This is a genomic window from Caballeronia sp. Lep1P3, from assembly GCF_022879595.1.
Classification (GTDB): domain Bacteria; phylum Pseudomonadota; class Gammaproteobacteria; order Burkholderiales; family Burkholderiaceae; genus Caballeronia.
The window spans coordinates 91,206-117,934 of record NZ_CP084266.1; the positions used below are offsets into that span (position 1 = coordinate 91,206).

Here is a 26,729-nt window from a genome sequence, read left to right on the forward strand (position 1 = left end):
GAAAAAAAACCCGGCCAAGGCCGGGTTCAATGTTCCCGCGCCCTTTCGGGCGCGGTCACCTGCAAAACAGACGCGCTTACGCCGCGAGCAGCGAGCGCAGCACGAACGGCAGAATCCCGCCGTGCTTGTAGTAGTCGACTTCGATCGGCGTATCGATGCGCAGCAGCACCGGCACGCGCTGATCGCTGCCATCCTTGCGATGGATCACGAGCGTGACTTCCTGTTGCGGCTTGAAGTCCGCGCCGAGGCCTTCGATGTCGTAGGTTTCATCGCCCGTGATATTGAGCGATTGCACACTGTCCGCGCCCTTGAATTGCAGCGGCAGCACGCCCATGCCGACGAGATTCGAGCGATGGATACGCTCGAAGCTGCGCGCAACGACCGCCTTCACGCCCAGCAATTGCGTGCCTTTCGCCGCCCAGTCGCGCGACGAACCCGTGCCGTACTCTTCGCCCGCGAAGATCACGGTCTGCGTGCCTTCGTCGATGTACTTCATCGCGGCGTCGTAGATCGAGAGCTGTTCGCCGCTCGGCTTGTGGATCGTCAGGCCGCCTTCGACGCGCGTGCCGTCCGCCTTCGCCGGGATCATCAGGTTCTTGATCCGCACGTTCGCGAACGTGCCGCGCATCATCACGTCGTGATTGCCGCGACGCGAGCCGTAGCTGTTGAAATCGGCCTTCTGCACGCCGTTTTCCTTCAGCCAGATGCCTGCCGGCGACGTTTCCTTGATGGAACCCGCCGGGCTGATGTGGTCGGTCGTCACGGAATCGCCGAAGATGCCGAGCGCGCGCGCACCCTTCACCGCGGGGATCGAATCGGCCGGCTTCATCGAGAAGTCGTCGCCGAAGAACGGCGGCTCTGCAATGTACGTGGACTTCGGCCAGTCATAGACCTGACCGGTTTCGCCCGCGATCTTGCTCCACAGGTCGCCTTCCTTCGTGAGCTGCGAATAGTTCTTGCGGAACGCGTCGGCGTCCAGCGCGAACTTGAGCAGCGCGTGCACTTCTTCGCTCGTCGGCCAGATGTCGCCGAGATAGACGTCGCGGCCATCCGTGCCCTTGCCGACCGGCTCGGTCATCAGGTCGCGCGTGATGTTGCCCGCGATCGCGTAAGCGACGACGAGCGGCGGCGAAGCCAGGAAGTTCGCGCGGATGTTCGGGTGGATGCGCGCCTCGAAGTTGCGGTTGCCGGACAGCACGGCGGCCGCGACGATATCGTTCTTCACGATGGCGTCGTTCAGTTCCGGCGTCAGGTCGCCCGCGTTGCCGATACACGTCGTGCAGCCGTAGGCGGCGAGCGTGAAGCCGAGCTTGTCGAGGTACTGGAGCAGGTCCGTCTTCGTCAGATATTCGGTGACGATGCGCGATCCCGGCGCGAGCGACGTCTTGATGTGCGGCGCGACCGTCAGACCCGCTTCGACGGCCTTCTTCGCGAGCAGGCCGGCGGCGAGCAGCACGCTCGGGTTCGACGTGTTCGTGCACGAGGTGATCGCGGCGATCAGCACGTCGCCGTTCTTCACGTCGATGCCGTCAGCGGTCTTGTACGAGGCTTGCAGTTCTTCCGGCTTCTTCGCAAAACCGTTTTCGCCGACCGGCTTCGAGAACAGGTCGCTGAACGTGCTCTTCACGTCGCCGATTTCGATGCGGTCTTGCGGACGCTTCGGACCGGCCAGCGACGGCGCGACGGTCGAGAGATCGAGCGTGAGCGTCTTCGTATAGTCGATGTCGCCGGCCTTCGGCACGCCCCACAGGTTCTGCGCCTTGAAGTAGCTTTCGAACGCGGCGATTTCTTCGTCCGTGCGGCCCGTGCCCTTGAAGTAGTCGATGGTTTTTTCGTCGACCGGGAAGAAGCCCATCGTCGCGCCGTATTCCGGCGCCATGTTGCCGATGGTCGCGCGATCCGGCACCGCGATCGACGCCGTGCCTTCGCCGAAGAACTCGACGAACTTGCCGACGACCTTCTCCTTGCGCAGCATTTCCGTGATGGTCAGCACGAGGTCCGTTGCCGTGCAGCCTTCGCGCAGCTTGCCCTTCAGCTCGACGCCGACGACATCCGGCGTGAGGAAGTAGACCGGCTGGCCGAGCATGCCCGCTTCGGCTTCGATGCCGCCCACGCCCCAGCCGACCACGCCGATGCCGTTGATCATCGTCGTGTGCGAGTCGGTGCCGACGAGCGTGTCCGGGTAATAAACGCCGTCCTTCTTGTGGACGCCGCGCGCGAGATATTCGAGGTTGACCTGGTGAACGATGCCGACACCCGGCGGCACGACCTTGAACGTGTCGAACGCCTGCATGCCCCATTTCATGAACTGGTAGCGCTCGTTATTGCGCTGAAATTCCAGCTTCATGTTCAGGTCGAGCGCGTTCGGCTCGCGGAAGTGGTCGATCTGCACCGAGTGATCGACGACGAGATCGACCGGCACCAGTGGCTCGATCGCCTTCGGGTTCTTGCCGGTGCGCTTCGCGACGCCACGCATTGCGGCGATGTCGGCGAGCAGCGGCACGCCGGTGAAGTCCTGCAGCACCACGCGGGCAACGACGAACGGGATTTCATCGACGCGCGGCGCGTTCGGCTTCCAGTTCGCGAGTTGCTTGATGTGCTCTTCGCTGATCTTCTTTTCGTCGTAATTGCGCAGGACGGATTCGAGCACGAGACGGATCGAAACCGGCAGGCGCTGGATATCGATCTTCAGCGCATTGCCGAGTTGCGGCAGCGAGTAGAACTTGCCTTTGCCGGAACCGCTGTCGAATTCCTTGAGCGTACTGTGGAGGTTATGGGCCATGTTTGTTTTCCTTGGGCTAAACGAGGAAAGACTTCAATGCAACGTTTTCAGTAAGTCCGTTCAGATGACGTACAGATCGACGTATTCATTGACCGGCATTGCTTCCAGCTTTGCCTGATCGAGCGATGCCGCGAGGATCGCCTGTTGTTGCTTCGTGGGAAAGCGCCGCGCGAGATTCGTTTTGAATTTCTCGACGAGCAGCGGAATGCCGTCCGTGCGGCGGCGCTTGTGACCGATCGGATATTCCACTTCGATTTCGCCTAGCGTCGTGCCGTCGTTGAATTCGACGGTCAGCGCATTCGCGATCGAGCGCTTGTCCGGGTCGAAATAATCTTTCGTGAACTGCGGGTCTTCAACGCATTCCATCTTCGCGCGCAACGTGTCGATGCGCGGATCTTTCGCCACCGAATCTTCGTAATCGGCGGCGGTGAGGCGGCCGAAAATCAGCGGCACGGCGATCATGTACTGGATGCAGTGATCGCGGTCGGCCGGATTATCGAGCGGTCCTTTTTTATCGATGATGCGAATCGCCGCTTCGTGCGTGCGAATGGTGATTCGCTTGATGTCCTCGACGCCCTTGCCGGCTTCTTTCAGCTTGTCGTGCAGCGTCATCGCGGCTTCGACTGCCGTCTGCGAATGGAACTCGGCCGGGAACGAAATCTTGAAGAGCACGTTTTCCATTACATACGAGCCATACGGACGCTGGAACTGGAACGCGTTGCCCTTGAAGAGGACATCGTAAAAGCCCCACGTTTTCGCGGTCAAAACGGACGGATAGCCCATTTCGCCGGTCTTCGCGATGAGCGCGAGACGCACCGCGCGCGAGGTTGCGTCGCCGGCGGCCCACGACTTGCGCGACCCCGTATTCGGCGCGTGGCGATACGTGCGCAGCGAATGACCGTCGACGAACGCGAGCGACACCGCGTTGATGAGCTCTTCGCGCGTGAGGCCGATCATCTGCCCGACGACCGCCGTGGACGCGACCTTTACCAGCAGGACGTGATCGAGTCCGACCTTGTTGAACGAGTTTTCGAGCGCGATGCAGCCCTGAATTTCGTGCGCCTTGACCATCGCGATCAGGACGTCTTTCATCGTGAGCGGCTTTCTGGCCGACGCCACGGCGTTGCGCGAGAGCCAGTCGGCGGTGGCGAGAATGCCGCCTAAGTTGTCCGACGGATGGCCCCATTCGGCGGCGAGCCAGGTGTCGTTGAAGTCGAGCCAGCGGATCATCGCGCCGATGTTGAACGCGGCCTGAACCGGATCGAGCTGGAATTGGGTGCCCGGCACCTTGGCGCCGTTGGGGACGACCGTGCCGGGCACGATCGGTCCCATCAGCTTGGTGCAGGCGGGGTAGGAGAGGGCTTCGAGTCCGCAACCGAGCGTGTCGATGAGGCAGTTGCGCGCGGTTTCCAGCGCGAGCGTGCTGTCGACGTCGTAGTTGAGAACGTAATCGACTATGTCGACGAGTACCTTGTCCGGATCGGGCCGGACATTGGAGATCGGTGCGGACATCGAGGATTCCTGTATTTTGGGTGCTGACCTTGCTTATTTCGCCGGCTGGAGCATCAGCGGGTTCTGCTTCAGCGCTTCTGCCTGCGTGGGAGCGGCGGCGCCCGCGGCCATTTCGGAAGTCATGCACTCGTCGGCGAGGCGCGACGAGTCCTTGTCCGAGAACAGCATCGCCTTCGTCGGGATGACGACCAGATCCATGCCCGTTGCCGAATCATGGAAGCGGTCGGCGCCGGTCGTCGTGTCCTGACGCGGCAGCTTGTAGTCCTTCTTCGCCCAGTTCACCGTGACGATCGCGTCGCGCTTCATGTCGCCTTTCAGATAGAAAGCGAGGCCGTCCTTGCACGACCACTTCACCGCGCCTTCCGGAACCGGGTCGGTCTTCGCTGCCGCGGCCGCTTCGGCCTTGGGCTTGCGCTTGATCAGGCGGCGCGCGGGAGCGGGGCGCTTGGCCTTGGCCGCGCTCGATTCGGTTGTCGCGGCGAAGGCGTCGGCGCTCACGAAGACGCTCGTGGTTGCCAGAGTGCCGACGATTGCAGCGATCAGAAGTTTATTCATCGATAAAACCTTTCAAAAACATGTAAGTTGAGTGGCGGTTGTTGCGCGGATGGGAATGGCGGGAATGGCGCATCGCCGGTTCCGATCGCGCAGCCCGCTATTTTCGCTTATTTATCGGCACGAACTTCAAATTCTCGGGACCGGTGTAATTCGCGCTCGGCCGGATGATCTTGTTGTCGATGCGCTGCTCGATGATGTGCGCCGCCCAGCCCGACGTGCGCGAGATCACGAAAAGCGGCGTGAACATCGCGGTCGGCACGCCCATCATGTGATACGAGACCGCGCTGAACCAGTCGAGGTTCGGGAACATCTTCTTCGCGTCCCACATCACGGATTCGAGCCGCTCGGCGATGTCGAAGAGCTTCGTGTCGCCCGCTTCTTTCGACAACGACTTCGCGACTTCCTTGATGACCTTGTTGCGGGGGTCCGAGATCGTGTAGACCGGATGCCCGAAGCCGATCACGACTTCCTTGCTTTCGACGCGGCGGCGAATGTCGGCTTCGGCTTCGTCGGGCGTTTGATAGCGCGATTGAATCTCGAACGCGACTTCGTTCGCGCCGCCGTGCTTCGGGCCGCGCAGCGCGCCGATGGCACCGGTGATCGCCGAGTACATGTCCGATCCCGTGCCGGCGATCACGCGGCTCGTGAACGTGGACGCGTTGAACTCATGCTCGGCGTAGAGATTCAGCGAGACGTGCATCGCCTGTACCCACGACTGCGAAGGCTCGACGCCATGCAGCAGACGCAGGAAGTGGCCGCCGATGGAATCGTCGTCGGTTTCGACTTCGATGCGCTTGCCGTTGTGCGAATAGTGGTACCAGTAGAGCAGCATCGAGCCGAGCGATGCCATCAGCTTGTCAGCAATGTCCTTCGCGCCCGGAACGTTGTGATCGTCCTTCTCCGGCAGGATGGTGCCGAGCACGGAGACGCCGGTGCGCATGACGTCCATCGGATGCGCCGACGCGGGAATCCATTCGAGCGCCGCTTTCAGGTTCGCGGGCAGGCCGCGCAATGCCTTGAGCTTCGTCTTGTACGCCTTCAGTTCCGCGACGTTCGGCAGCTTGCCATGCACGAGCAGATGCGCGATTTCCTCGAATTCACTCGTGGTCGCAACGTCGAGAATGTCGTAGCCGCGATAGTGCAGGTCGTTGCCGGTCTTGCCGACGGTACACAGCGCGGTGTTGCCCGCCGTCACGCCTGACAGCGCGACGGATTTCTTCGGCTTGAAACCACCCGCTGCGGCGGGCGCGTCGGTCGATACGGTATCGCTCATTGCTTCAAGTCTCCTGTGGACGCCCGTGCAGCAGCGTCGTCTCTTTTGCTTGAAAGGCGCGTCGAACCTGTAGCTCGCGCGGCGTGACCTAAACCTTGTTCCGTTCGCATCTATCCCGCAGCAAAAAGCGGCGCGCATTCGTCGGGCAGCGCGTGGCCTGTCGCGTGCACGCGGCGCAGCACCGACCAGTAATAGCGATAGCTCGCGCGATCGTGCAGCGTGTCGCCGTGGCGCGTCGGCCCCCACTGCGCGCGTTGCGCCGCAAGCAGGATCTCTGCGGCGAGCGTGATTTCGTCGGCGCGCGGCGAGAAGGCCTCGACAATAGGCCGAATCTGCTCCGGATGAATGCTCCACATGCGCGTGTAGCCGAACTCATTGCGAGCGCGCGCGGCGTCGTTCACGACGACGGTCATGTCGCGCACTTCCGTCGACACGTTATGCGACGGCGCCTTTCCGTGCGCGTGGCATGCCGCCGCGATCTCCAGCTTCGCGCGCCGCACGAGCGGATGATCGAACTGGCCGGGCGAGCGCATCGCGGTATCGGGAACGGCGCCGTTGTGCGCGGACACGAAGTCCATCAGGCCGAAACTGAGCGACTCGACGCCCGGCAACGCGGCCAGTTCGAACGCTTCCGCGAGCGCGCCATGCGTTTCGATCAGCAGATGACAGGGAATGGATTGCGCGATGCCGAACTCGCAGCGCGATGCTTCGATGAACGCAATCATCTCGGCGGCATCGAAGACGCCGCGGATTTTCGGCAGCATCACATAGGCGGGCGCCTTCTTCGCCTGGCGCAGGATGACGCGCACATCGTCACGCCACGCGCGATGATGAAAGTCGTGAATTCTCACGCCGACGCGCCCGAAACGATCGTCTTCGCCGCCGACGAACGAAGCGACCATCTCCGCATGCTCGGCTTCGCGGCCGACTTGCGCGCCGTCTTCGCAATCGAGCGTGATGTCGAACACCGGGCCGAGCTGCGCCTGCAATGCGAGCGACTTGCGGACCAGCTTTTCGCTGCCGGCGTAGTGGTCGCAGGGCGGCAGAACGGCCGGTTGCGGCTCGCCGTCAAACAGCACTTCGGCGGGAGTGAGAGCGGGCATTGTCGGCGTCGGGTCCGAAGGGAAAGTGAATGCGATGCTGCTCATGCTTCTGATTCGGCCGCGCTCGGCGCGTGTCCAAGCGCGTTCGAATCAGGCGCGAACGCCGTCGAGCGTCCGCGCCGCGTACAGCGGAACTTACTTGCCGAGCAGATGCGCCACGCCGTCGCGCTCTTCCAGAAGTTCGTTCAGCGTGCCGTCCATCTTTTCGCGCGAGAACGCGTCGATTTCCAGACCTTCGACGCGCTTGTACTCGCCGTTTTCGCACGTAACCGGCACGCCGTAGATGATGTCTTCCGGAATGCCATACGAGCCATCCGACGGAATGCCCATGGTGACCCACTTGCCGTTCGTGCCGAGCACCCAGTCGCGCACGTGGTCGATCGCAGCGTTAGCCGCCGATGCCGCCGACGACAGGCCACGCGCCTCGATGATCGCCGCGCCGCGCTTGCCGACGGTCGGGATGAACGTGTTGCGGTTCCACTCGTCGTCGCTGATGAGCTTCGTGAGGTTCTCGCCCTCGGCGGTCGCGAAGCGGAAGTCCGGGTACATGGTCGGCGAGTGATTGCCCCACACGGCCAGCTTTTCGATGGACGCCACCGGCTTGCCCGACTTCGCCGCCAGTTGCGAGAGCGCACGGTTATGGTCCAGACGCAGCATGGCGGTGAAGTTCTTCTTCGGCAGATCCGGCGCCGACTTCATCGCGATGTATGCATTCGTGTTGGCCGGATTGCCGACGACCAGCACCTTGACGTCGCGGCTCGCGACTTCGTTCAGCGCACGGCCCTGAACCGTGAAGATCTCGGCGTTGGCCGACAGCAGGTCCTTGCGCTCCATGCCCTTCGAACGCGGACGCGCACCGACGAGCAGCGCGATGTCGGCATCCTTGAACGCGACCTTGGGATCGTCCGTGACGACGACGCCCGCCAGCAGCGGGAACGCGCAGTCTTCCAGTTCCATCACGACGCCCTTCACGGCGGCTTGCGCTTGCGGCAGATCGAGCAACTGAAGAATCACGGGCTGGTCTTTGCCGAGCAGATCGCCATTGGCGATACGGAACAGCAGCGAGTAGCCGATTTGACCTGCGGCGCCGGTGACGGCAACGCGCTTTGCGGACTTAGCCATTGAAACTCTCCTGGACGGTGCGTGGAACGCTAGGGAAAAACGCCATTTTATGCGCGATACGCCAAGCGTGATGAAGACATCCCGGCCACGCCGCCCGCGAACGCCCGAAAGCGTTCTGCAACGCGGGGTCTCGCGCGATGGATGCGCGGCGCCTGTTCCGCATGGCTGCGTGGCGGCATGACTGGCATGCCATGAAATCTTCACATTGAGCGAGGAAGGTGCGGCGTTGCGCAGGGACGCGGAGATTCGCTCGAGTCTGACGGCAAGCGCCCATTCGATACGGCGCTTGACGTTGCGAGGCGGTAGGCAGGCAGCGGCGCGCGAATCGTGTGGCCGATCGGCGTGAGGCGAAAGCGAAAGGGCGTGCCTGGCGGCTTGTGGCGTGGAACCGGTACGCCCGCGACAGCGACCGCTTCAGCGGAAAACTGCCGAAAAAACAGCGCCGAACGGACATGCGGCGAACCGCGCGACGACCCGCAAACCCTTGCTCGACAAGGAGTGTAGGATTGCGCAGAGGCAAAGTCAACACTATCTTATGTCTTATATAAGACATAAGATCTCGCGTGAAAATGTGGACGTGCGGCGGGCCTTTGTGTTGAAATGCGCGGCATGAATTCCAATCCGGCGAACCCGGCGGGCACGCCCCCACAAAACGGCAGCGCACAGGCGGCTGAGGCTGCCGGCACGGCGTCGCCGACGTTCAGCCCGCTCTATCAGCAGATCAAGGCGCTCATCACGCACGGCCTCGAATCCGGCGAATGGAAGCCGGGCGAGATCATCCCGAGCGAAGTCGAACTCGCCGCACGCTACAAAGTGAGCCAGGGCACGGTGCGCAAGGCGATCGACGAACTCGCCGCCGACAATCTGCTCGTGCGGCGTCAGGGCAAAGGCACGTTCGTTGCGACGCATAGCGAAGACCGCGTGCAGTTCCGGTTCCTGCGCCTTTTGCCCGACGATGGCGACGTTCATCCCCACGTCAGCCGCCTGCTCGAATGCCGACGCCTGCGCGCGCCCGCCGAAATCGCGCGCCAGCTCGATCTCAAGCCCGCCGATCCCGTCGTGCTCATCAGACGCCTGCTGCAATTCGACGGCGCGACGACCGTCTTCGACGAAATCTGGCTGCCGGGCGCGGTGTTTCGCGGACTCACGGCGGAACGCCTTGCCGACTACAAGGGTCCGCTGTACGCCATGTTCGAGACCGAGTTCGGCACGCGCATGATCCGCGCTTCGGAGAAGATCCGCGCGGTCGCCGCCGAAGAGCCGGTCGCGCAATTGCTGGAGGTCCAGGCGGGCTTTCCGCTTTTGTCGGTCGAACGTGTGTCCTACACGTATGGCGATCGTCCCGTGGAAGTGCGGCGCGGCTGGTACGTCACGACCGGCTACTACTATCAAAACGACTTGAGTTGAACGACGAAGGGCGGGGCCGCGGCATCCGCAACCGGATGCCGGTCCAACATGGAAAAGGCGTGAAAGGCGTTCTCGAGGGCGCCATTTTCGCGTGAGCAGCAATAGTCTCTTAGGCGGCTTTTCGCTGCAGCGCGAAATGAAATGGCGCTAAAATCGCGGGTTAGTGTAATAACGAGTTGGGGTCTAGCATGGCTGAAGCCGTAAAAAAACCAAGGCCCGAGTACCGGAACATCGGGCTTGGACAGATCGCGAAGTATCGCTTGCCGTGGGCGGGGAAGGTGTCGATCCTGCATCGCATCAGCGGCCTGCTGCTGTTCATCGCGCTGCCATTCCTGCTGTATCTGCTCGATCAGAGCCTCACCTCGGAAATCAGCTTCGACGCCTTCAAGGGCTTTCTCGCGCACCCCGTCGTCAAGATCATCACGCTCGTGCTGTCGTGGGCGTATCTGCATCACTTCTGCGCGGGCATCCGCTTTCTCGCGCTCGATGCACACGTCGCCGTGAACAAGGAAGGCGGGCGTCAGACCGCCATCGCGGTGCTCGTCGTCTCGCTCGTGCTGACGCTCGCCGTCGCGCTCAAACTTTTCGGAGCCTTCTAACATGGCAACTCAGAACAGAGTCGGCCCGAAGCGTCTTGTCGTCGGCGCGCATTACGGCCTGCGCGAATGGCTCGCGCAACGCGTGACGGCTATCGTCGTCGCGGTGTATACGCTCGTCTTGCTCGTGCTTTTCTTCGGCGCGCATAACTTCTCCTACGAAGGCTGGGCCTCCATCTTCGCGATGCAGTGGATGAAGCTCGCCACGTTCGTCGCCTTGCTCTCGCTCTTCTATCACGCGTGGGTCGGCATGCGCGACATCTGGATGGACTACGTGAAGCCCGTCGGCTTGCGCCTCGGTCTGCAAGTGCTGACCGTGCTGTGGCTCATCGGATGCGCCGGCTACGCTGCACAGATTCTCTGGAGAGTTTAAAGAACATGGCTGCAATCAAGACTTCCCTGCCGCGTCGTCGCTTTGACGTGGTCATCGTCGGCGCGGGCGGATCGGGCATGCGCGCATCGCTGCAACTGGCGCGCGCGGGCCTCTCCGTCGCGGTGCTGTCGAAGGTGTTTCCGACGCGCTCGCACACGGTGGCCGCGCAAGGCGGCATCGGCGCATCGCTTGGCAACATGAGCGAGGACAACTGGCACTACCACTTCTACGACACGATCAAGGGCTCCGACTGGCTCGGCGACCAGGACGCGATCGAGTTCATGTGCCGCGAAGCGCCCAATGCCGTGTATGAACTCGAACACATGGGCATGCCGTTCGACCGCAATGCGGACGGCACCATCTATCAGCGTCCGTTCGGCGGCCATACCGCGAACTATGGCGAGAAGCCCGTTCAACGCGCATGCGCCGCAGCGGACCGCACCGGCCACGCATTGCTACATACGCTGTATCAGCAGAACGTCGCGGCTAAAACGCACTTCTTCGTCGAATGGATGGCGCTCGATCTCATTCGCGACGCCGATGGGGACGTGCTCGGCGTGACCGCGCTCGAGATGGAAACGGGCGACGTGTACATCCTCGAAGGCAAGACCACGCTGTTCGCAACAGGCGGCGCGGGGCGCATCTTCGCGGCCTCGACCAATGCGTTCATCAATACCGGCGATGGCCTCGGCATGGCCGCGCGTTCCGGCATCGCGCTGCAGGACATGGAGTTCTGGCAGTTTCATCCGACGGGCGTGGCGGGCGCGGGCGTGCTGATCACCGAAGGCGTGCGCGGCGAAGGCGGCATTTTGCGCAACGCCAACGGCGACCGCTTCATGGAACGTTATGCGCCGACGCTCAAGGACCTCGCGCCGCGCGACTTCGTTTCGCGCTCGATGGACCAGGAGATCAAGGAAGGCCGCGGCGTGGGTCCGAACAAGGATCACGTGCTGCTGGATTTGTCGCACATCGGCGCCGAGACGATCATGAAGCGTCTGCCGTCGATTCGCGAGATCGCGCTGAAGTTCGCCAACGTCGACTGCATCAAGGAGCCGATCCCTGTCGTGCCGACCATCCACTATCAGATGGGCGGTATTCCGACCAACATGCACGGACAAGTGGTCGGCACCGCCAACGGCTACAACGATCCGGTCAACGGCTTCTATGCAGTGGGCGAATGCTCGTGCGTCTCGGTGCACGGCGCGAATCGTCTGGGCACGAACTCGCTGCTCGATCTCGTCGTATTTGGGCGCGCGGCGGGCAATCACATCGTCAAGCATGCAAGCGAGATGAAGGAGCACAAGCCGCTGCCGGCCGATGCCGCCGACTTCGCGCTCGAACGTCTCGCGGTGCTGGAGAAATCGACGTCGGGCGAATACACGCAGGACATCGCCAACGACATCCGCGCGACGATGCAGGCGCATGCGGGCGTGTTCCGCACCGCGAAGCTGCTGGAAGAAGGCGTCGGCAAGATCGCTGAACTGGCCGAGCGCGTGAAGCATGTGCATCTGAAGGACAAGTCGAAGGTGTTCAACACGGCGAAGGTCGAAGCGCTGGAACTGGCGAACCTGATCGACGTGGCGCGCGCGACGATGGTCTCGGCCGAAGCGCGCAAGGAAAGCCGCGGCGCGCATGCGCATAGCGACTACGAGCATCGCGACGACGAGCACTGGATGCGTCATACGCTGTGGTTCAGCGAAGGCAATCGCCTCGACTACAAGCCGGTGCAGATGAAGCCGCTGACGGTCGAATCGGTGCCGCCGAAGGCGCGTACCTTCTAAGGCACAAAGCAAGGGAATCGAAATGGTAAAGAGAATTTTTGAGGTCTATCGCTACGATCCGGATAAGGACGCCGCGCCGCGCATGCAGACGTATGAGCTGGAGATTCAGCACGAACGCATGCTGCTCGACGCGCTGGTGAAGTTGAAGGCGCTGGATGAGACGCTGTCGTTCCGTCGTTCGTGCCGCGAAGGCGTGTGCGGCTCGGACGCGATGAACATCAACGGCAAGAACGGGCTTGCGTGCCTGACGAATCTGAATGAGTTGCCGCAGCGCATCGTGCTGCGTCCGCTGCCGGGGCTGCCGGTGGTGCGCGATCTCATCTGCGACTTCACGCAGTTCTTCAACCAGTATCACTCGATCAAGCCGTATCTGATCAACGACACGCCGCCGCCGGAGAAGGAGCGTTTGCAGTCGCCGGTGGAGCGCGATGAACTCGATGGCCTTTACGAGTGCATTCTGTGCGCGAGCTGCTCGACATCGTGCCCGAGCTTCTGGTGGAATCCGGATAAGTTCGTGGGGCCGGCGGGCTTGCTGCAGGCGTATCGCTTTATCGCCGATAGCCGCGATCAGGCCACCGGCGAGCGCCTGGATAACCTCGAAGACCCGTATCGCCTGTTCCGCTGCCACACGATCATGAACTGCGTCGACGTGTGCCCGAAGGGGCTCAACCCGACGAAGGCGATTGGCAAGATCAGGGAAATGCTGGTGCGTCGGGCGGTTTGACGATGGACGATGACATGGTCGACAAGCAGGACGACTCGCATCAGTCCGACCCTCTTCGCCGCGCGCGTCTTCGCTGGCGCGCGCGGCGCGGCCTGCTGGAAAACGATCTGATTTTCGAACGTTTTTTCAGCCGATATGAGCATGACCTCAGTGACGCCGACGTGGCCGCCCTGACCCGCCTGCTGGAACTGAGCGACAACGAACTGATGGACCTGCTGCTCGCGCGCACCGAACCGGAAGGCGATCTCGCCACGCCGGACGTGATGCGCCTGCTGCAGTGGCTGCGTTCCGTGTGATTTCGGCAGAAATCGCGGGAGTTCTGCAAAATACGCCGGTCACAAGGCGAAAGAACGAGCCAAGCGCAACAGCGGCTGACACGACAGTCTTGCCGCCCAGCTTCCGTCGTGCAAATTATCGAAAACCTGTACCCATACTTCGATTGAGGATGTGCTATGACCCCGTCAGATGTTAAAGCCACGCTATCGTTCAGCGATAATTCGCCGAGCGTCGAAATGCCGATCTACAAGGGCACGATGGGCCCCGACGTGATCGACATCCGCAAGTTGTACGGGCAGACCGGCAAGTTCACGTATGACCCGGGCTTCATGTCGACGGCCTCGTGCAATTCGGCGATCACGTACATCGACGGCGACAAGGGCGAGCTGCTGTATCGCGGCTACCCGATCGAGCAATTGGCCGTGAATGCCGACTTTCTCGAAACCTGCTACCTGCTTCTGAAGGGCGAACTGCCCACCGCCGCGCAAAACAAGGAATTCGTGGACACGGTTACGCGTCACACGATGGTGCACGAGCAGATGCACTTCTTCTTCCGCGGCTTCCGTCGCGACGCGCACCCGATGGCCGTGCTGACCGCTGCGGTCGGCGCGCTGTCCGCGTTCTATCACGATTCGCTGAACATCAACGATCCGCGTCACCGTGAAGTGTCGGCCATTCGCATGATCGCGAAGCTGCCGACGCTCGTCGCGATGGCGTACAAGTTCAGCATCGGCCAGCCGTTCGTGTACCCGAAGAACGACCTGTCGTACAGCGCGAACTTCATGCACATGATGTTTTCGAACCCGTGCGAGGAGTACAAGGTCAACGACGTGCTGGTGCGCGCGCTCGACCGCATCCTGATCCTGCATGCGGACCACGAGCAGAACGCGTCGACCTCGACGGTGCGTCTTGCGGGTTCGTCGGGCGCGAATCCGTTCGCCTGTATCGCGGCGGGCATCGCGTGTCTGTGGGGCCCGGCGCACGGCGGCGCGAACGAAGCCGCGCTGAACATGCTCGAAGAAATCGGCTCCGTCGACAATATTCCCGAGTTCATCAAGCAGGTGAAGGACAAGAACTCGGGCGTGAAGCTGATGGGCTTCGGCCACCGCGTCTACAAGAACTACGATCCGCGCGCGAAGCTGATGCGCGAAACGTGTCATGAAGTCCTGAACGAACTCGGCCTGCACGACGATCCGCTCTTCAAGCTCGCGATGGAACTGGAAAAGATCGCGCTGGAAGACGAATACTTCGTGTCGCGCAAGCTGTATCCGAACGTCGATTTCTACTCGGGCATCGTGCAGCGCGCGCTGGGCATCCCGACGTCGATGTTCACCTGCATTTTCGCGATGGCGCGTACCGTCGGCTGGATCGCGCAGTGGAACGAAATGATCGCGGATCCCGAGCAGAAGATCGGCCGCCCGCGTCAGTTGTTCATCGGCCAGACGCCGCGCGAGGCGAAGCCGCTGGATCAGCGGTAAGCGAATCGGCGCTCATGCGTCGCAAGAACCCCGGCAAGCAGTTGCCGGGGTTTTTTCATTCGGAACGAGATCGAGGCTGGTAGTGCGCATCCGGGTACTGATGGCACTACGATAAGCCTCTGTTTTGATTGGTTTTTTTGCGATTGAGTGGTACCCGGCGCGCCGGGGAAGGTGGCATAATCGGCGGACAAGCTGCGAACGAAGCGAAGCAGCGTCACCCCGCAGTCATCCACGAAAGCGCTCATCATGTCCCAGACTCTCTACGACAAGTTGTGGAACACGCATGTCATCCACACCGAAGAGGACGGCACCTCGATCCTCTACATCGACCGGCACCTGCTGCATGAAGTGACGAGCCCGCAGGCCTTCGAGGGCCTGAAGATGCACGAGCGCCCGGTCTGGCGCATCAGCGCGAATCTGGCCGTGTCCGATCACAACGTGCCGACGACCGATCGTTCGAACGGCATCGCGGACCCGGTCTCCAAGCTGCAAGTCGATACGCTCGACGCCAATTGCGACGACTTCGGCATCACGCAGTTCAAGATGAACGATCTGCGTCAGGGCATCGTGCACATCATCGGGCCGGAGCAGGGCGCGACGCTGCCGGGCATGACCATCGTCTGCGGCGACTCGCACACGTCCACACACGGCGCGTTCGGCGCGCTGGCGCACGGCATCGGCACGTCGGAAGTGGAGCATGTGCTCGCCACGCAAACGCTGCTGCAAAAGAAGAGCAAGAATATGCTCGTCAAGGTCGAAGGCGCGCTGCCGCGCGGCTGCACGGCGAAAGACATCGTGCTCGCGGTCATCGGCAAGATCGGGACGGCGGGCGGCACCGGCTACGCCATCGAATTCGGCGGCTCGACCATTCGCGCGCTCACGATGGAAGGCCGCATGACCGTCTGCAACATGGCGATCGAAGCGGGCGCGCGCGCCGGCATGGTCGCCGTGGACGACACGACCATCAATTACCTGAAGGACCGTCCGTACTCGCCGCAGGGCGTCGAATGGAATCAGGCGGTCGAGTACTGGCGCCAGTTCAAGTCGGACCCGGACGCGCAATTCGATCGCGTCGTCGAGATCAACGCCGCCGAGATCGTGCCGCAAGTGACGTGGGGCACGTCGCCGGAAATGGTGACGTCGATCGACGGCCGCGTGCCCGATCCCGACCGCGAGAAGGACCCGGTCAAGCGCGACGCGATGGAGCGCGCGCTCAAGTACATGGCGCTGGAACCGAACGCGCCGATCGAATCCATCCGTCCGGACAAGATTTTCATCGGTTCGTGCACGAACGCGCGCATCGAAGACTTGCGCGCCGCCGCGTATGTCGTGAAGACGCTCGGCAAGCGCGTCGCGTCGAACGTGCGTCTCGCGATGGTCGTGCCGGGTTCGGGTCTCGTCAAGGCGCAGGCCGAGCGCGAAGGGCTGGACAAGATCTTCACGAACGCCGGTTTCGAATGGCGCGAGCCGGGCTGCTCGATGTGCCTTGCGATGAACGCCGACCGCCTCGATCCGGGCGAGCGCTGCGCCTCCACATCGAACCGCAATTTCGAAGGACGTCAGGGCGCGGGCGGCCGCACGCATCTCGTCAGCCCGGCGATGGCCGCGGCTGCCGCCATCGAAGGCCATTTCGTCGACGTGCGCAAGCTCGCCTGATCCAACGGGACACTCAGACAGACCATGGAAAAGTTCATCGTTCATAGCGGGCTCGTGGCGCCGCTGGATCGCGAAAACGTCGATACGGACGCGATCATCCCGAAGCAGTTTCTCAAGTCGATCAAGCGCACGGGCTTCGGTCCCAACGCGTTCGACGAATGGCGTTATCTCGATGTCGGCCAGCCCGGTCAGGACAACAGCAACCGGCCGCTGAATCCCGATTTCGTGCTGAATCAGCCGCGCTATCAGGGCGCGTCCATTCTGCTCACGCGCAAGAACTTCGGCTGCGGCAGTTCGCGCGAACACGCGCCGTGGGCGCTGGATCAGTACGGCTTTCGCGCGATCATCGCGCCGAGTTTCGCGGACATCTTCTATAACAACTGCTTCAAGAACGGTCTGCTGCCGGTCGTGCTGACGGAGCAGCAGGTGGACAAGCTCTTCAACGAAACGTATGCGTTCGTCGGTTTCAAGCTGACGATCGATCTGGAAGCGCAAGTCGTGCGCACCGGCGACGGCACCGAATACGCGTTCGACGTCCCCGGTTTTCGCAAGTATTGCCTGCTGAACGGTTTCGACGACATCGGCCTCACGCTGCGCCACGCCGACAAGATTCGCCAGTTCGAAGCGGAGCGCCTCGCCAAGCAGCCGTGGCTGAATAACCGCGTGATCGGATAAACCCAAAGGAAGAGACGATGAAGATTGCAGTTTTGCCCGGCGACGGGATCGGTCCGGAAATCACGGCTGAAGCGGTCAAGGTGCTGAACGCGCTCGGCGAGAAGTTCGAGCTTGAAGAGGCGCCCGTCGGCGGCGCGGGCTACGAGGCGAAAGGCCATCCGCTGCCGGATTCGACGCTCGCGCTCGCAAAAGAAGCCGACGCGATTCTCTTCGGCGCGGTCGGCGACTGGAAGTACGACACGCTCGAGCGCGCGCTGCGCCCCGAACAGGCGATTCTCGGCCTGCGCAAGCATCTGCAACTCTTCGCCAACTTCCGTCCGGCGATCTGCTATCCGCAATTGACGGGCGCGTCGTCCCTGAAGCCCGAGATCGTGTCCGGTCTCGACATCCTGATCGTGCGCGAGCTGAACGGCGACATCTACTTCGGCCAGCCGCGCGGCGTGCGTCAGGCGCCGGACGGCCCGTTCGAAGGCGCGCGCGAAGGCTTCGACACCATGCGCTATTCCGAGCCGGAAGTGCGGCGCATCGCGCATGTGGCGTTTGCCGCCGCGCAAAAGCGGCAGAAGAAGCTGACAAGCGTGGACAAGGCGAACGTGCTCGAAACGTCGCAACTTTGGCGCGACACGATGATCGACGTCGCAAAGGAATATCCGGATGTCGAGCTGTCGCACATGTACGTCGACAACGCGGCGATGCAGCTTGTCAAGGCGCCGAAAGCGTTCGACGTGGTCGTGACCGGCAACATGTTCGGCGACATTCTCTCGGACGAGGCCGCGATGCTGACCGGCTCCATCGGCATGCTGCCGTCGGCGTCGCTCGACAAGAACAACAAGGGCCTGTACGAGCCGTCGCACGGTTCCGCGCCGGACATCGCGGGCAAGGGCGTCGCGAATCCGCTCGCAACCATCCTTTCCGCCGCGATGATGCTGCGCTATTCGCTCGGCAAGACGGAGCAGGCGGACCGCATCGAGAACGCGGTGAGGAAGGTGCTGGAACAAGGCTACCGCACCGGCGACATCGCCACGCAGGACGGCAAGATCGTCGGCACGAAGGAAATGGGCGACGCGGTGCTCGCTGCGCTCTAAGACGCTGGCTCGCGCACGATCGGCCGTTTTCCGTGAAGCGGCCGATCGCGGTATTTCGCCCTGCATCGGTGGCGTAGACGCACGATCGGCGTCGATTCTGCGCGCAAGCCGCACTTGCCTGACGAAAACGCCCGGGTATCGTGTATATTCTTTGGTCATGGCGAAGAACTCTCAATTCTCTCTGAATTGCCTCGGACGCGGCTCGCAAGCCGTCGCGACGGAACTCGCCATCATCAAGCGCGACGTTGCCGCCGCTGGCATCGCCAAGACGCGCGTTACGATTACGAAACGCTCCATCAAAGCGATCACGATTCGCTGATCGTCCCTCGTGTCCGAGCGTCTTCCCCGCGCGGCCACGCCGGGTAAGGATGCGGGGAAGCTCTCACAGATAAGGTTAGTCATGAACGTAGGTCTCGTTGGTTGGCGCGGCATGGTCGGCAGCGTCCTGATGCAGCGCATGCAGCAGGAAGGCGATTTCGATCTGATCGAACCGGTGTTCTTCAGCACCAGCAATGCGGGCGGCAACGCGCCGTCGTTCGCCAAAAACGAGACGAAACTCAAGGATGCGACGAGCATCGACGACCTGAAAAAGTGCGACGCGATCATCACGTGTCAGGGCGGCGACTACACGAACGACGTGTATCCGAAGCTGCGCGCGGCGGGCTGGAAGGGCTACTGGATCGACGCGGCATCGGCGCTGCGCATGAAGGACGACGCGGTCATCATTCTCGATCCGGTCAATCTGAACGTCATCAAGGATTCGCTCGTCAAGGGCGGGCGCGATTTCGTCGGTGGCAACTGCACGGTCAGCCTGATGCTGATGGCGCTCGGCGGCCTGTTCCGCGAAAACCTCGTCGACTGGATGACGGCCATGACGTACCAGGCCGCGTCGGGCGCGGGCGCGCAGAACATGCGCGAGCTGCTCTCGCAAATGGGCGCGCTCAACGCTTCGGTGGCGGGCGATCTGGCGAATCCGTCGTCGGCCATTCTGGACATCGACCGCAAGGTGCTCGCCACGATGAACAGCGACGCAATGCCGACCGACCACTTCGGCGTGCCGCTCGCCGGTTCGCTGATTCCGTGGATCGACAAGGATCTCGGCAAAGGGATGTCGAAGGAAGAGTGGAAGGGCGGCGCGGAAACCAACAAGATTCTCGGCAAGCCGGCGATGGGCGAGCCGGGATCGATTCCCGTCGACGGCCTCTGCGTGCGGATCGGCGCGATGCGCTGCCACTCGCAGGCGCTCACGATCAAGCTGAACCGCGACGTGCCGCTCGACGAAATCAACGGCATTCTGGCTTCGGCGAACGACTGGGTGAAAGTCGTGCCGAACGAGCGCGAAGCGTCGATGCGCGATCTGTCGCCGGCCGTCGTCACGGGCACGCTGACGGTGCCGGTCGGCCGTCTGCGCAAGCTCGCGATGGGCGGCGAATATCTGTCGGCGTTCACGGTCGGCGACCAGCTGCTTTGGGGCGCCGCTGAGCCGCTGCGCCGCATGCTTCGCATTCTGCTGGACAAGTAAAGTAAACTACGCGCCTGAGAGCGCGGACCTCGAACAGGAAGCGTCGCGTTATCGCGGCGCTTTTTGTTTTGCGCGGCCGCTTTTTTGGGACTGCGTGCGAATCGGCTGCCCGTTGCGGCCATCGCGCCCGTCAGACTTCGCTTGTGATTCAACCCTTGTTGTACCTGGAGCATCAATGATTCGACCACCTCGCCGGTCCTTCCTCCCGTCATCGCGTGCGGCGCTCGCCGCGGCAAGCGTCGCCGTCTGCGCGGCGCTCTGGACGAACTCCGGCGCGGTGCTTGCGCAGGCGAGCGGCCCGTCCGCCGACGCCGCCTCGTCCGCCGACGCCGCCTCGTCCGCCGACGCGCCCGCGCAGCGGTACGCGGTCAAGCCGGGGCAATCGCTGAACGACATCGCTGGCGAGATCACCGGCTCGAAGGAACGGGCCGTCAAGGAAAAGATGGCGCGCGCGCTGTTCGATGCGAATCCGAACGCGTTCGCGGGCCACGACATCAACAGGCTGAAGCTCGGGGCGGTGCTCAACGTGCCGTCGACCGGCCAGGGCGGTGCGTCGGACGCTGCGCCCGCGTCGGCGCCCCAGGCGGAGCAGCCGACGAATGCCGCGAGCGCGACCGCGCAGGCGTCAAGCGTCGAGATGGCGCCTGCACCCGCGAGCGCGCCGGCCGTCGCGCCTGCCGCGAGCGGGGCGAGCGAGCCGGCGAACGTTGCAGGCGCGTCGCAGCCGGCCACCGAAGCGGCGCCCGCCGCGTCCGCACCTGCACCCGCCGCGCCGGGCGCGGGCAAGCCTCGCTCGGGCGCCGATCCGATGTTATTCGGCATCGCTATCGCGGTGCTGGTCGTCCTCTTTCTGTTGATGATGCTGCGTTCGCGCAAGCGTCGCCGCGTGCAGGCGCAAGCCGAAGCGCAGGCGCGCTCGTCGGCGCGCGCGCCGATTCCGCCGATTCCGCCATCGACGCCCGTTCCGCCCGCGAAGCCGCAGACGGACGCCACCGGCGCCGCCGATCTCGAAGGCCAGGCCGTTCAGCGCGACGCGTCCGAGCTGAACGCCGTGGCCGCGAGCATGGAGAGCTACGAGGCGGCACAGGCGTTCGCCGCGCCGTCCGACGACGACGCGCCGGCATCCGCCGAAACCGCTCCCGCCGCTCCGCCCGAAGCGACGCCGCGCGCCCCCGAAACACACGCCGGGCATGCGAATGCCACGGATCACGCCGCGCCGTTCGTGCCGGCACCGCCCGCGGCGCTGCACGCCGGGTTCGTGCCGCCGCGTCCGGCCGAATCGGACGAAGCCGAGGAAGCCGACGAGCGCGAGGCTCACGCCCGCGAAATCGCCGCCCGTGAAGCGGCGCATCGGGAAGCCGAGAAATGGGAAGCCGAGGAACGCGAGGCGGCCGCGCGTCAGGCCGCCGCGCAAGAGGCGGAAGCGCGCGAAATCCGCGCCCGCGAAGCGGCGGCGCGCGAGGCGCTGGCGCGCGAAATGGCCGAGCGCGATACCCGTTCGGGCGACGCACAAGCGCTCGAAGCCGCACAACGCGAGGCCCAGGCACAAGCGGCGCGCGAGGCGGCGGCGCGCGAAATCATTGCGCGCGAAGCCGAGTTGCGCGAAGCGCAGGCGCTCGCGGCCCACGAAGAGGCCGCGGAACAACGCGCCGCCGATCAGCGCGCGATCGAAGAGCAAGCGGCGCGCGAGGCGCAGCAGCACGACGAGGCTGTCGAGGATGCAGAGCCGCCCGCCGCGCATCGTTTTCCGATGCCCAAGTTTCCGACCGAGGCCGTTCATGCGCTCGATTCGCTCGACATGAGCCTGCCGCCGCGCATGGAATTGACGTTGAACGCCCCGTCCGATGGCAACGCATCGTCGGCGCATCAGGAGCCGCTGGCGGCGCCGCACGCGGACGCGCACACGCCGATCGAGCCGGTGCCGTTCGTGCCGCAGCCCGTCGCCGAGACGGACGCCGCGCAGCAAGCCGAGGCCGTCGCGCTCCCGCCACTCGCCGATGCCGCGCCACCTTCGGCCGCCGAGGAAATCGAGGCGGGAACGGCGGGCGCGGCGTCGGTTGCGGGTCTCGGCGCAACGCAGTTCGGACCGCTCAGTCTGGACTTCGACCTCGATCTGCCGTCGACGCAAACCGAGCCGCTGCCCGCGCTGACCGCCGCGCAACTCGCGACCATCGCGCGCAACAAGCTCGAACTGGCCGTGGAATACATCGAACTCGGCGATCTGTCCGGCGCGCGCACGTTGCTGCAGGAAGTCATCGCGTCGAACGATTCGGGCACGCGCCCGCAAGCCGCCGCGCTGCTTTCGACGCTCGCGCCGCATTCCTGACATGCGTATCGCGCTTGGCATTCAGTACGACGGCGCGGCGTTTTGCGGCTGGCAGTCGCAGCCGCATGGCAACACGGTGCAGAACGAACTGGAGCGCGCGCTCGCGCGATTCGCGCAGACGCCGCTTCAGACGGTTGTCGCCGGACGCACGGATACGGGCGTTCACGGCGTCGGCCAGGTCGTCCATTTCGATACGGAACTGGACCGCGCTGAGTTTTCCTGGGTGCGCGGCACGAATGCGTTCTTGCCGGAATCGGTCGCCGTGCGGTGGGCGAAGCCGATGCCCGACGATTTCCACGCGCGTTTCGCCGCCTTCGAGCGGACGTATTTTTACGTGCTGTACGTCAATCCGGTGCGTTCACCCATGCTGACGAAACGCGCCGGTTGGGTGCACACGCCGCTGGACGTCGCCGCCATGCGCGATTCCGCGGCCTGCCTCATCGGCGAGCATGACTTTTCGTCGTTTCGCGCGGCGGATTGCCAGTCGAAGACGCCTGTGAAGCACGTCTATCAGATCGACGTGCGCGAACAGGGCGATTTCGTCCATTTCCGTTTTCGCGCCAATGCGTTCCTGCATCACATGGTGCGTAACCTGATGGGATGCTTCGTCGCGATCGGGCGTGGGCGGCATCCCGCTTCGTGGATGGCCGACGTCCTCGCCGCGCGCGACCGCCGCGCCGCCGCGCCGACCTTCATGCCCGACGGGCTGTATCTGGCGGAAGTCGGCTACCCCGAGCATTTCGCGGTGCCGCCGCCGCATATCGCCAGCATGCCGTGGAGCGCCATCTGGGCTGACTAGCCATGAACGATCGAGATTTGCATCGGACCAGAATCAAGCTGTGCGGGCTTTCCACCGTGGAACACGTCGAGCACGCTGTCGCGCTCGGCGCGGATGCCGTGGGCTTCGTCTTTTATCCGCCGAGCCCGCGTTCGCTGAGTGTGTCGCAGGCGGTGGAGTTGTCACGGCGCGTGCCGCCGCTCGTGGCGGCGGTCGGCCTTTTCGTCAACGCGACGCCGGAGTGGATCGAGGAAGTCACGTCGAACGTGCCGCTGTCCATTTTGCAATTTCACGGCGACGAAACGCCCGAACAATGCGCCGAACTCGCCGCGATTGCGGGTTTGCCCTGGTGGCGCGCCGTGCGCGTGGGGCCTGATGCGGCTGCAAGCGATTTGGTAGAATCGTCGCTTAACTATTCAGCCGCAGGCGGTATTTTGCTCGACGCGCTCGTCGAGGGTTTCGGCGGCGGCGGAAAGGCATTCGATTGGTCACTTATTCCAACAGATCTCGGGCATCGGGCCGTTTTGAGTGGTGGGTTGAACGCGCAAAACGTCAGTGACGCCATCCGGCGCGTGCGCCCGTTCGCGGTCGATGTCTCCAGCGGCATCGAAGTGCCGGGCGCCAAGGGCGTGAAAGATTCCGCCCGAATGGCGGCGTTCGTGCGCGCGGTGCGCGAAGCGGACGCCGGCTGATTCCGAATGCGGGCCGAACGTCGATCCCAGATCCGCCGGTCCGCCACCGAGAGAGTGACGCAATGTACAACTTGCCTGACGAACGAGGCCATTTCGGCCAATATGGCGGCGTATTCGTCTCCGAAACGCTCATTCACGCGCTGGACCAACTGCGCGAAGCCTATGACGCGGCCCGACAGGACCCGCATTTCCAGGCCGAATACGACTACGAACTGAAGCACTACGTCGGCCGTCCTTCCCCGATCTATCACGCGAAACGCTGGAGCGACATGCTCGGCGGCGCGCAGCTTTATCTGAAGCGCGAGGACCTGAATCACACCGGCGCGCACAAGGTGAACAACGTGATCGGCCAGGCGCTGCTCGCGCGCAAAATGGGCAAGCCGCGCGTGATCGCCGAAACCGGCGCGGGCCAGCACGGCGTGGCGACGGCGACCATCGCGGCGCGCTTCGGCATGGAATGCGTCGTCTATATGGGCGCGGAGGACGTGAGGCGTCAGGCCGCGAACGTGTATCGCATGAAGCTGCTCGGCGCGACCGTCGTGCCGGTGGAATCGGGCTCGCGCACGTTGAAAGATGCGCTCAACGAAGCCATGCGCGACTGGGTGACGAACGTGGAGAACACGTTCTACATCATCGGGACGGTGGCGGGACCGCATCCGTATCCGATGATGGTGCGCGACTTCCAGCGCGTGATCGGCGACGAATGCCGCGTGCAGATGCCCGAAATGGCCGGCCGCCAGCCGGACGCGGTCATCGCGTGTGTAGGCGGCGGATCGAACGCAATGGGCATTTTTTATCCGTATATCGACGATCAGGCCGTCCGGTTGATCGGCGTCGAAGCGGCGGGCGACGGTATCGACACCGGCCGCCACGCGGCGTCGCTCATGGGCGGAAGCCCCGGCGTGCTGCACGGCAACCGCACGTATCTGCTGCAGGACGACGACGGCCAGATCATCGAGACGCATTCGGTGTCGGCGGGCCTCGACTATCCGGGCGTCGGTCCGGAGCATGCGTGGCTGAAGGACGCGGGCCGCGCCGAGTACGTCGGCATCACGGACGACGAGGCGCTCAAGGCGTTCCACGACTGCTGCCGTATCGAGGGCATCATTCCGGCGCTCGAATCGAGTCACGCGCTTGCCTACGGCGCGAAGCTCGCGAAGACGCTGCCGCGCGACAAGGTGCTGCTCGTCAATCTCTCGGGCCGTGGCGACAAGGACATGCACACGGTCGCGGAGCGATCGGGCATTCAGTTCTAAGCCGCCGTGCGCACCGTTATCGACGAGCCGATGTCCGCCGGCGCGCTGCAGGGCGCCGGCATCGACGTTCGAAACCGCGATTTTCTCGCCGATGCCGCGAGCATTCCCGATGCGTCGATCGATCTGATCGTCGCCGATCCGCCCTACGGACTCGGCAAGGACTACGGGAACGACTCCGACATGCTCTCCGGCGAGGCTTTCCTCGAGTGGACGTATCGCTGGCTGGACATCGCGATTCCGAAGCTCAAGAAGAGCGGCTCGATGTACATCTTCTGCACCTGGCAATATTCGCCAGAACTGTTCGTGTTCCTCAAGCGCCGGATGACGATGGTCAACGAGATCGTCTGGGACCGGCGCGTGCCGAGCATGGGCGGAACGACGCGCAAGTTCACGTCGGTGCACGACAACATCGGCTATTTCGCGGTATCGAAGGACTACTACTTCGATCTCGATCCGGTGCGCATTCCCTACGACGCAGCGACGAAAAAGGCACGCTCGCGCAAGATCTTCGAAGGCAGCAAGTGGCTGGAGATGGGCTACAACCCGAAGGACGTCTGGTCCGTGTCGCGTCTGCATCGGCAGCACGCGGAGCGGGTCGATCATCCGACGCAGAAGCCGCTGGAGATCGTCGAGCGCATGGTCCTCGCGAGTTGTCCGCCGGGCGGGCGCGTGCTCGACCCGTTCATGGGCAGCGGCACGACGGCCGTCGCGTGCGCGCGGCACGGGCGGCTTTTCACCGGCTACGAGATCAACGCGGATTACTGCGCGATCGCGGAAGGGCGCATTGCCCGGGCGCAAGCTGTGCCCGCGCCGTCGCGCGCCGCCAAGACCGCCGAAACCGAAGCCGCCGAATAGAGTCGCGCTGCGCAGGCGTTCGTCGCTAGTCGCGTCGCTGGTCGCGTCGATTACCGACGCTAACGAATACGTTTTCGAGAACCCACATGTCCCGCATCAAGAACACGTTCGCGGCACTCGCCGCGCAAGGCAGGAAAGGGCTAATCCCGTTCATCACCGCGGGCGATCCGAACCCGGAGCAAACCGTCGAATTCATGCACGCGCTCGCCAAGGGCGGCGCGGACGTCATCGAACTGGGCGTGCCGTTTTCGGACCCGATGGCCGATGGCCCCGTCATCCAGCGCTCGTCGGAGCGCGCGCTCGCACGCGGCGTCACGTTGAAACGCGTGCTCGCCGATGTCGCCCGCTTTCGCGAAACCGACGACACGACGCCCGTCGTCCTGATGGGCTACGCGAATCCGATCGAGCGCATGGGCGCGGACGCGTTCGCGAAAGCCGCGAAGGAAGCCGGCGTGGACGGCGTGCTGGTCGTCGATTACCCGCCCGAGGAAGCCGAAGCGTTCGGCTCGACGATGCGCGCAGCCGGCATCGACCCGATCTTCCTGCTCGCGCCTACGTCCACCGACGAGCGCGTCGCGGCCGTCGGCAGGATCGCGAGCGGCTACGTGTACTACGTGTCGCTCAAGGGCGTGACCGGCGCGGCAAATCTGGACGTTTCCAGCATCGCGAGTAAAATCCCGGCCATCAAGTCGCACGTGGCGCTGCCCGTCGGCGTCGGTTTCGGCATTCGCGACGCGCAAACCGCCCGCGCGGTCGCGCAAGTGGCGGACGCCGTCGTCATCGGCAGCCGGCTCGTGCAGTTGCTCGAAGAGGCGCCGCCAGAGACGGCCGCCGCGTCGCTTACGAGCTTCATCGCCGAAATTCGCGCGGCGCTCGATTCCGCCAAATAACATTCGCCGCCG

At 63.6% G+C, this 26,729-nt stretch carries 23 protein-coding genes; 17 read left to right on the forward strand and 6 right to left on the reverse strand.

All coding sequences use genetic code 11. From position 1 onward, the window contains the following. Positions 1 to 76: 76 nt before the first annotated feature. The 6 genes from acnA to LDZ27_RS14990 form a co-directional block, all read right to left on the reverse strand. Positions 77 to 2,782, reverse strand: a complete 2,706-nt coding sequence (gene acnA / locus LDZ27_RS14965) for an aconitate hydratase AcnA (protein WP_244816779.1) — start codon at positions 2,780 to 2,782, stop codon at positions 77 to 79. 60 nt (positions 2,783 to 2,842) lie between these two features. Further along, positions 2,843 to 4,294: a bifunctional 2-methylcitrate dehydratase/aconitate hydratase gene (locus LDZ27_RS14970; RefSeq protein WP_244816780.1), complete on the reverse strand. Its 1,452-nt coding sequence runs from the start codon at positions 4,292 to 4,294 to the stop codon at positions 2,843 to 2,845. Between the two features lie 33 nt (positions 4,295 to 4,327). Continuing rightward, complete coding sequence (locus tag LDZ27_RS14975; RefSeq protein ID WP_244816781.1) at positions 4,328 to 4,849, reverse strand: hypothetical protein; 522 nt, start codon at positions 4,847 to 4,849, stop codon at positions 4,328 to 4,330. A gap of 97 nt (positions 4,850 to 4,946) precedes the next feature. After that, a complete protein-coding gene (gene prpC / locus LDZ27_RS14980; RefSeq protein WP_244816782.1) occupies positions 4,947 to 6,122 on the reverse strand; it encodes a 2-methylcitrate synthase in 1,176 nt (391 codons plus the stop codon). Positions 6,123 to 6,232: 110 nt separating this feature from the next. Then, positions 6,233 to 7,225, reverse strand: a complete 993-nt coding sequence (locus LDZ27_RS14985; protein ID WP_244817284.1) for a CoA ester lyase — start codon at positions 7,223 to 7,225, stop codon at positions 6,233 to 6,235. A 135-nt stretch (positions 7,226 to 7,360) separates the two neighbouring features. Further along, positions 7,361 to 8,347: a malate dehydrogenase gene (locus LDZ27_RS14990; protein ID WP_244816783.1), complete on the reverse strand. Its 987-nt coding sequence runs from the start codon at positions 8,345 to 8,347 to the stop codon at positions 7,361 to 7,363. Between the two features lie 609 nt (positions 8,348 to 8,956). On the opposite strand from LDZ27_RS14990, the gene LDZ27_RS14995 reads away from it, so the two are divergent. The 17 genes from LDZ27_RS14995 (at position 8,957) to trpA (ending at position 26,717) form a co-directional block, all read left to right on the forward strand. Beyond that, the gene (locus tag LDZ27_RS14995; RefSeq protein ID WP_370653426.1) at positions 8,957 to 9,754 is read left to right on the forward strand and encodes a GntR family transcriptional regulator; all 798 of its coding nucleotides are present in this window, start codon (positions 8,957 to 8,959) and stop codon (positions 9,752 to 9,754) included. A gap of 188 nt (positions 9,755 to 9,942) precedes the next feature. Further along, entirely contained in the window at positions 9,943 to 10,353 is a 411-nt protein-coding gene (gene sdhC, locus LDZ27_RS15000; RefSeq protein ID WP_244816785.1) for a succinate dehydrogenase, cytochrome b556 subunit, read from the forward strand. Between the two features lies 1 nt (position 10,354). Next, positions 10,355 to 10,723, forward strand: coding sequence for a succinate dehydrogenase, hydrophobic membrane anchor protein (gene sdhD, locus LDZ27_RS15005; protein WP_244816786.1), 369 nt, complete (start codon positions 10,355 to 10,357; stop codon positions 10,721 to 10,723). 5 nt (positions 10,724 to 10,728) lie between these two features. Further along, complete coding sequence (gene sdhA, locus LDZ27_RS15010; RefSeq protein ID WP_244816787.1) at positions 10,729 to 12,504, forward strand: succinate dehydrogenase flavoprotein subunit; 1,776 nt, start codon at positions 10,729 to 10,731, stop codon at positions 12,502 to 12,504. Positions 12,505 to 12,526: 22 nt separating this feature from the next. Continuing rightward, positions 12,527 to 13,228, forward strand: a complete 702-nt coding sequence (locus LDZ27_RS15015; protein ID WP_244816788.1) for a succinate dehydrogenase iron-sulfur subunit — start codon at positions 12,527 to 12,529, stop codon at positions 13,226 to 13,228. A 2-nt stretch (positions 13,229 to 13,230) separates the two neighbouring features. Then, the gene (locus tag LDZ27_RS15020) at positions 13,231 to 13,524 is read left to right on the forward strand and encodes a succinate dehydrogenase assembly factor 2 (protein WP_244816789.1); all 294 of its coding nucleotides are present in this window, start codon (positions 13,231 to 13,233) and stop codon (positions 13,522 to 13,524) included. 156 nt (positions 13,525 to 13,680) lie between these two features. Continuing rightward, entirely contained in the window at positions 13,681 to 14,982 is a 1,302-nt protein-coding gene (gene gltA, locus LDZ27_RS15025; protein ID WP_244816790.1) for a citrate synthase, read from the forward strand. Positions 14,983 to 15,228: 246 nt separating this feature from the next. After that, positions 15,229 to 16,638, forward strand: coding sequence for a 3-isopropylmalate dehydratase large subunit (leuC, locus tag LDZ27_RS15030; RefSeq protein ID WP_244816791.1), 1,410 nt, complete (start codon positions 15,229 to 15,231; stop codon positions 16,636 to 16,638). A 24-nt stretch (positions 16,639 to 16,662) separates the two neighbouring features. Next, on the forward strand, positions 16,663 to 17,313 hold the full coding sequence (gene leuD / locus LDZ27_RS15035) for a 3-isopropylmalate dehydratase small subunit (protein WP_244816792.1): 651 nt from the start codon (positions 16,663 to 16,665) through the stop codon (positions 17,311 to 17,313). A 17-nt stretch (positions 17,314 to 17,330) separates the two neighbouring features. Next, positions 17,331 to 18,398 (forward strand): 3-isopropylmalate dehydrogenase, encoded by a 1,068-nt coding sequence (leuB, locus tag LDZ27_RS15040; RefSeq protein ID WP_244816793.1) that lies wholly within the window; start codon positions 17,331 to 17,333, stop codon positions 18,396 to 18,398. 400 nt (positions 18,399 to 18,798) lie between these two features. Further along, positions 18,799 to 19,920, forward strand: a complete 1,122-nt coding sequence (gene asd / locus LDZ27_RS15045) for an aspartate-semialdehyde dehydrogenase (protein ID WP_244816794.1) — start codon at positions 18,799 to 18,801, stop codon at positions 19,918 to 19,920. A gap of 175 nt (positions 19,921 to 20,095) precedes the next feature. After that, positions 20,096 to 22,246 (forward strand): FimV/HubP family polar landmark protein, encoded by a 2,151-nt coding sequence (locus tag LDZ27_RS15050; protein ID WP_244816795.1) that lies wholly within the window; start codon positions 20,096 to 20,098, stop codon positions 22,244 to 22,246. A 1-nt stretch (position 22,247) separates the two neighbouring features. Beyond that, positions 22,248 to 23,045, forward strand: coding sequence for a tRNA pseudouridine(38-40) synthase TruA (gene truA / locus LDZ27_RS15055; RefSeq protein ID WP_244816796.1), 798 nt, complete (start codon positions 22,248 to 22,250; stop codon positions 23,043 to 23,045). Between the two features lie 2 nt (positions 23,046 to 23,047). Continuing rightward, positions 23,048 to 23,716, forward strand: a complete 669-nt coding sequence (locus LDZ27_RS15060; RefSeq protein WP_244816797.1) for a phosphoribosylanthranilate isomerase — start codon at positions 23,048 to 23,050, stop codon at positions 23,714 to 23,716. Between the two features lie 62 nt (positions 23,717 to 23,778). After that, a complete protein-coding gene (trpB, locus tag LDZ27_RS15065; protein ID WP_244816798.1) occupies positions 23,779 to 24,972 on the forward strand; it encodes a tryptophan synthase subunit beta in 1,194 nt (397 codons plus the stop codon). A 30-nt stretch (positions 24,973 to 25,002) separates the two neighbouring features. Further along, positions 25,003 to 25,827, forward strand: a complete 825-nt coding sequence (locus LDZ27_RS15070) for a site-specific DNA-methyltransferase (protein WP_244817285.1) — start codon at positions 25,003 to 25,005, stop codon at positions 25,825 to 25,827. 86 nt (positions 25,828 to 25,913) lie between these two features. Continuing rightward, positions 25,914 to 26,717 carry a tryptophan synthase subunit alpha gene (gene trpA, locus LDZ27_RS15075; RefSeq protein WP_244816799.1) on the forward strand — a complete coding sequence of 268 codons (804 nt, stop codon included), beginning with the start codon at positions 25,914 to 25,916 and terminating at the stop codon, positions 26,715 to 26,717. Positions 26,718 to 26,729 lie beyond the last annotated feature (12 nt).

What these genes read in the sequence shown, in the direction of transcription:
- acnA (WP_244816779.1), bottom strand. Translation starts at nt 2,782, where the DNA reads ATGGCCCATAACCTCCACAGTACGCTCAAGGAATTCGACAGCGGTTCC.
- LDZ27_RS14970 (WP_244816780.1), bottom strand. Translation starts at nt 4,294, where the DNA reads ATGTCCGCACCGATCTCCAATGTCCGGCCCGATCCGGACAAGGTACTC.
- LDZ27_RS14975 (WP_244816781.1), bottom strand. Translation starts at nt 4,849, where the DNA reads ATGAATAAACTTCTGATCGCTGCAATCGTCGGCACTCTGGCAACCACG.
- prpC (WP_244816782.1), bottom strand. Translation starts at nt 6,122, where the DNA reads ATGAGCGATACCGTATCGACCGACGCGCCCGCCGCAGCGGGTGGTTTC.
- LDZ27_RS14985 (WP_244817284.1), bottom strand. Translation starts at nt 7,225, where the DNA reads ATGCCCGCTCTCACTCCCGCCGAAGTGCTGTTTGACGGCGAGCCGCAA.
- LDZ27_RS14990 (WP_244816783.1), bottom strand. Translation starts at nt 8,347, where the DNA reads ATGGCTAAGTCCGCAAAGCGCGTTGCCGTCACCGGCGCCGCAGGTCAA.
- LDZ27_RS14995 (WP_370653426.1), top strand. Translation starts at nt 8,957, where the DNA reads ATGAATTCCAATCCGGCGAACCCGGCGGGCACGCCCCCACAAAACGGC.
- sdhC (WP_244816785.1), top strand. Translation starts at nt 9,943, where the DNA reads ATGGCTGAAGCCGTAAAAAAACCAAGGCCCGAGTACCGGAACATCGGG.
- sdhD (WP_244816786.1), top strand. Translation starts at nt 10,355, where the DNA reads ATGGCAACTCAGAACAGAGTCGGCCCGAAGCGTCTTGTCGTCGGCGCG.
- sdhA (WP_244816787.1), top strand. Translation starts at nt 10,729, where the DNA reads ATGGCTGCAATCAAGACTTCCCTGCCGCGTCGTCGCTTTGACGTGGTC.
- LDZ27_RS15015 (WP_244816788.1), top strand. Translation starts at nt 12,527, where the DNA reads ATGGTAAAGAGAATTTTTGAGGTCTATCGCTACGATCCGGATAAGGAC.
- LDZ27_RS15020 (WP_244816789.1), top strand. Translation starts at nt 13,231, where the DNA reads ATGGACGATGACATGGTCGACAAGCAGGACGACTCGCATCAGTCCGAC.
- gltA (WP_244816790.1), top strand. Translation starts at nt 13,681, where the DNA reads ATGACCCCGTCAGATGTTAAAGCCACGCTATCGTTCAGCGATAATTCG.
- leuC (WP_244816791.1), top strand. Translation starts at nt 15,229, where the DNA reads ATGTCCCAGACTCTCTACGACAAGTTGTGGAACACGCATGTCATCCAC.
- leuD (WP_244816792.1), top strand. Translation starts at nt 16,663, where the DNA reads ATGGAAAAGTTCATCGTTCATAGCGGGCTCGTGGCGCCGCTGGATCGC.
- leuB (WP_244816793.1), top strand. Translation starts at nt 17,331, where the DNA reads ATGAAGATTGCAGTTTTGCCCGGCGACGGGATCGGTCCGGAAATCACG.
- asd (WP_244816794.1), top strand. Translation starts at nt 18,799, where the DNA reads ATGAACGTAGGTCTCGTTGGTTGGCGCGGCATGGTCGGCAGCGTCCTG.
- LDZ27_RS15050 (WP_244816795.1), top strand. Translation starts at nt 20,096, where the DNA reads ATGATTCGACCACCTCGCCGGTCCTTCCTCCCGTCATCGCGTGCGGCG.
- truA (WP_244816796.1), top strand. Translation starts at nt 22,248, where the DNA reads ATGCGTATCGCGCTTGGCATTCAGTACGACGGCGCGGCGTTTTGCGGC.
- LDZ27_RS15060 (WP_244816797.1), top strand. Translation starts at nt 23,048, where the DNA reads ATGAACGATCGAGATTTGCATCGGACCAGAATCAAGCTGTGCGGGCTT.
- trpB (WP_244816798.1), top strand. Translation starts at nt 23,779, where the DNA reads ATGTACAACTTGCCTGACGAACGAGGCCATTTCGGCCAATATGGCGGC.
- LDZ27_RS15070 (WP_244817285.1), top strand. Translation starts at nt 25,003, where the DNA reads ATGTCCGCCGGCGCGCTGCAGGGCGCCGGCATCGACGTTCGAAACCGC.
- trpA (WP_244816799.1), top strand. Translation starts at nt 25,914, where the DNA reads ATGTCCCGCATCAAGAACACGTTCGCGGCACTCGCCGCGCAAGGCAGG.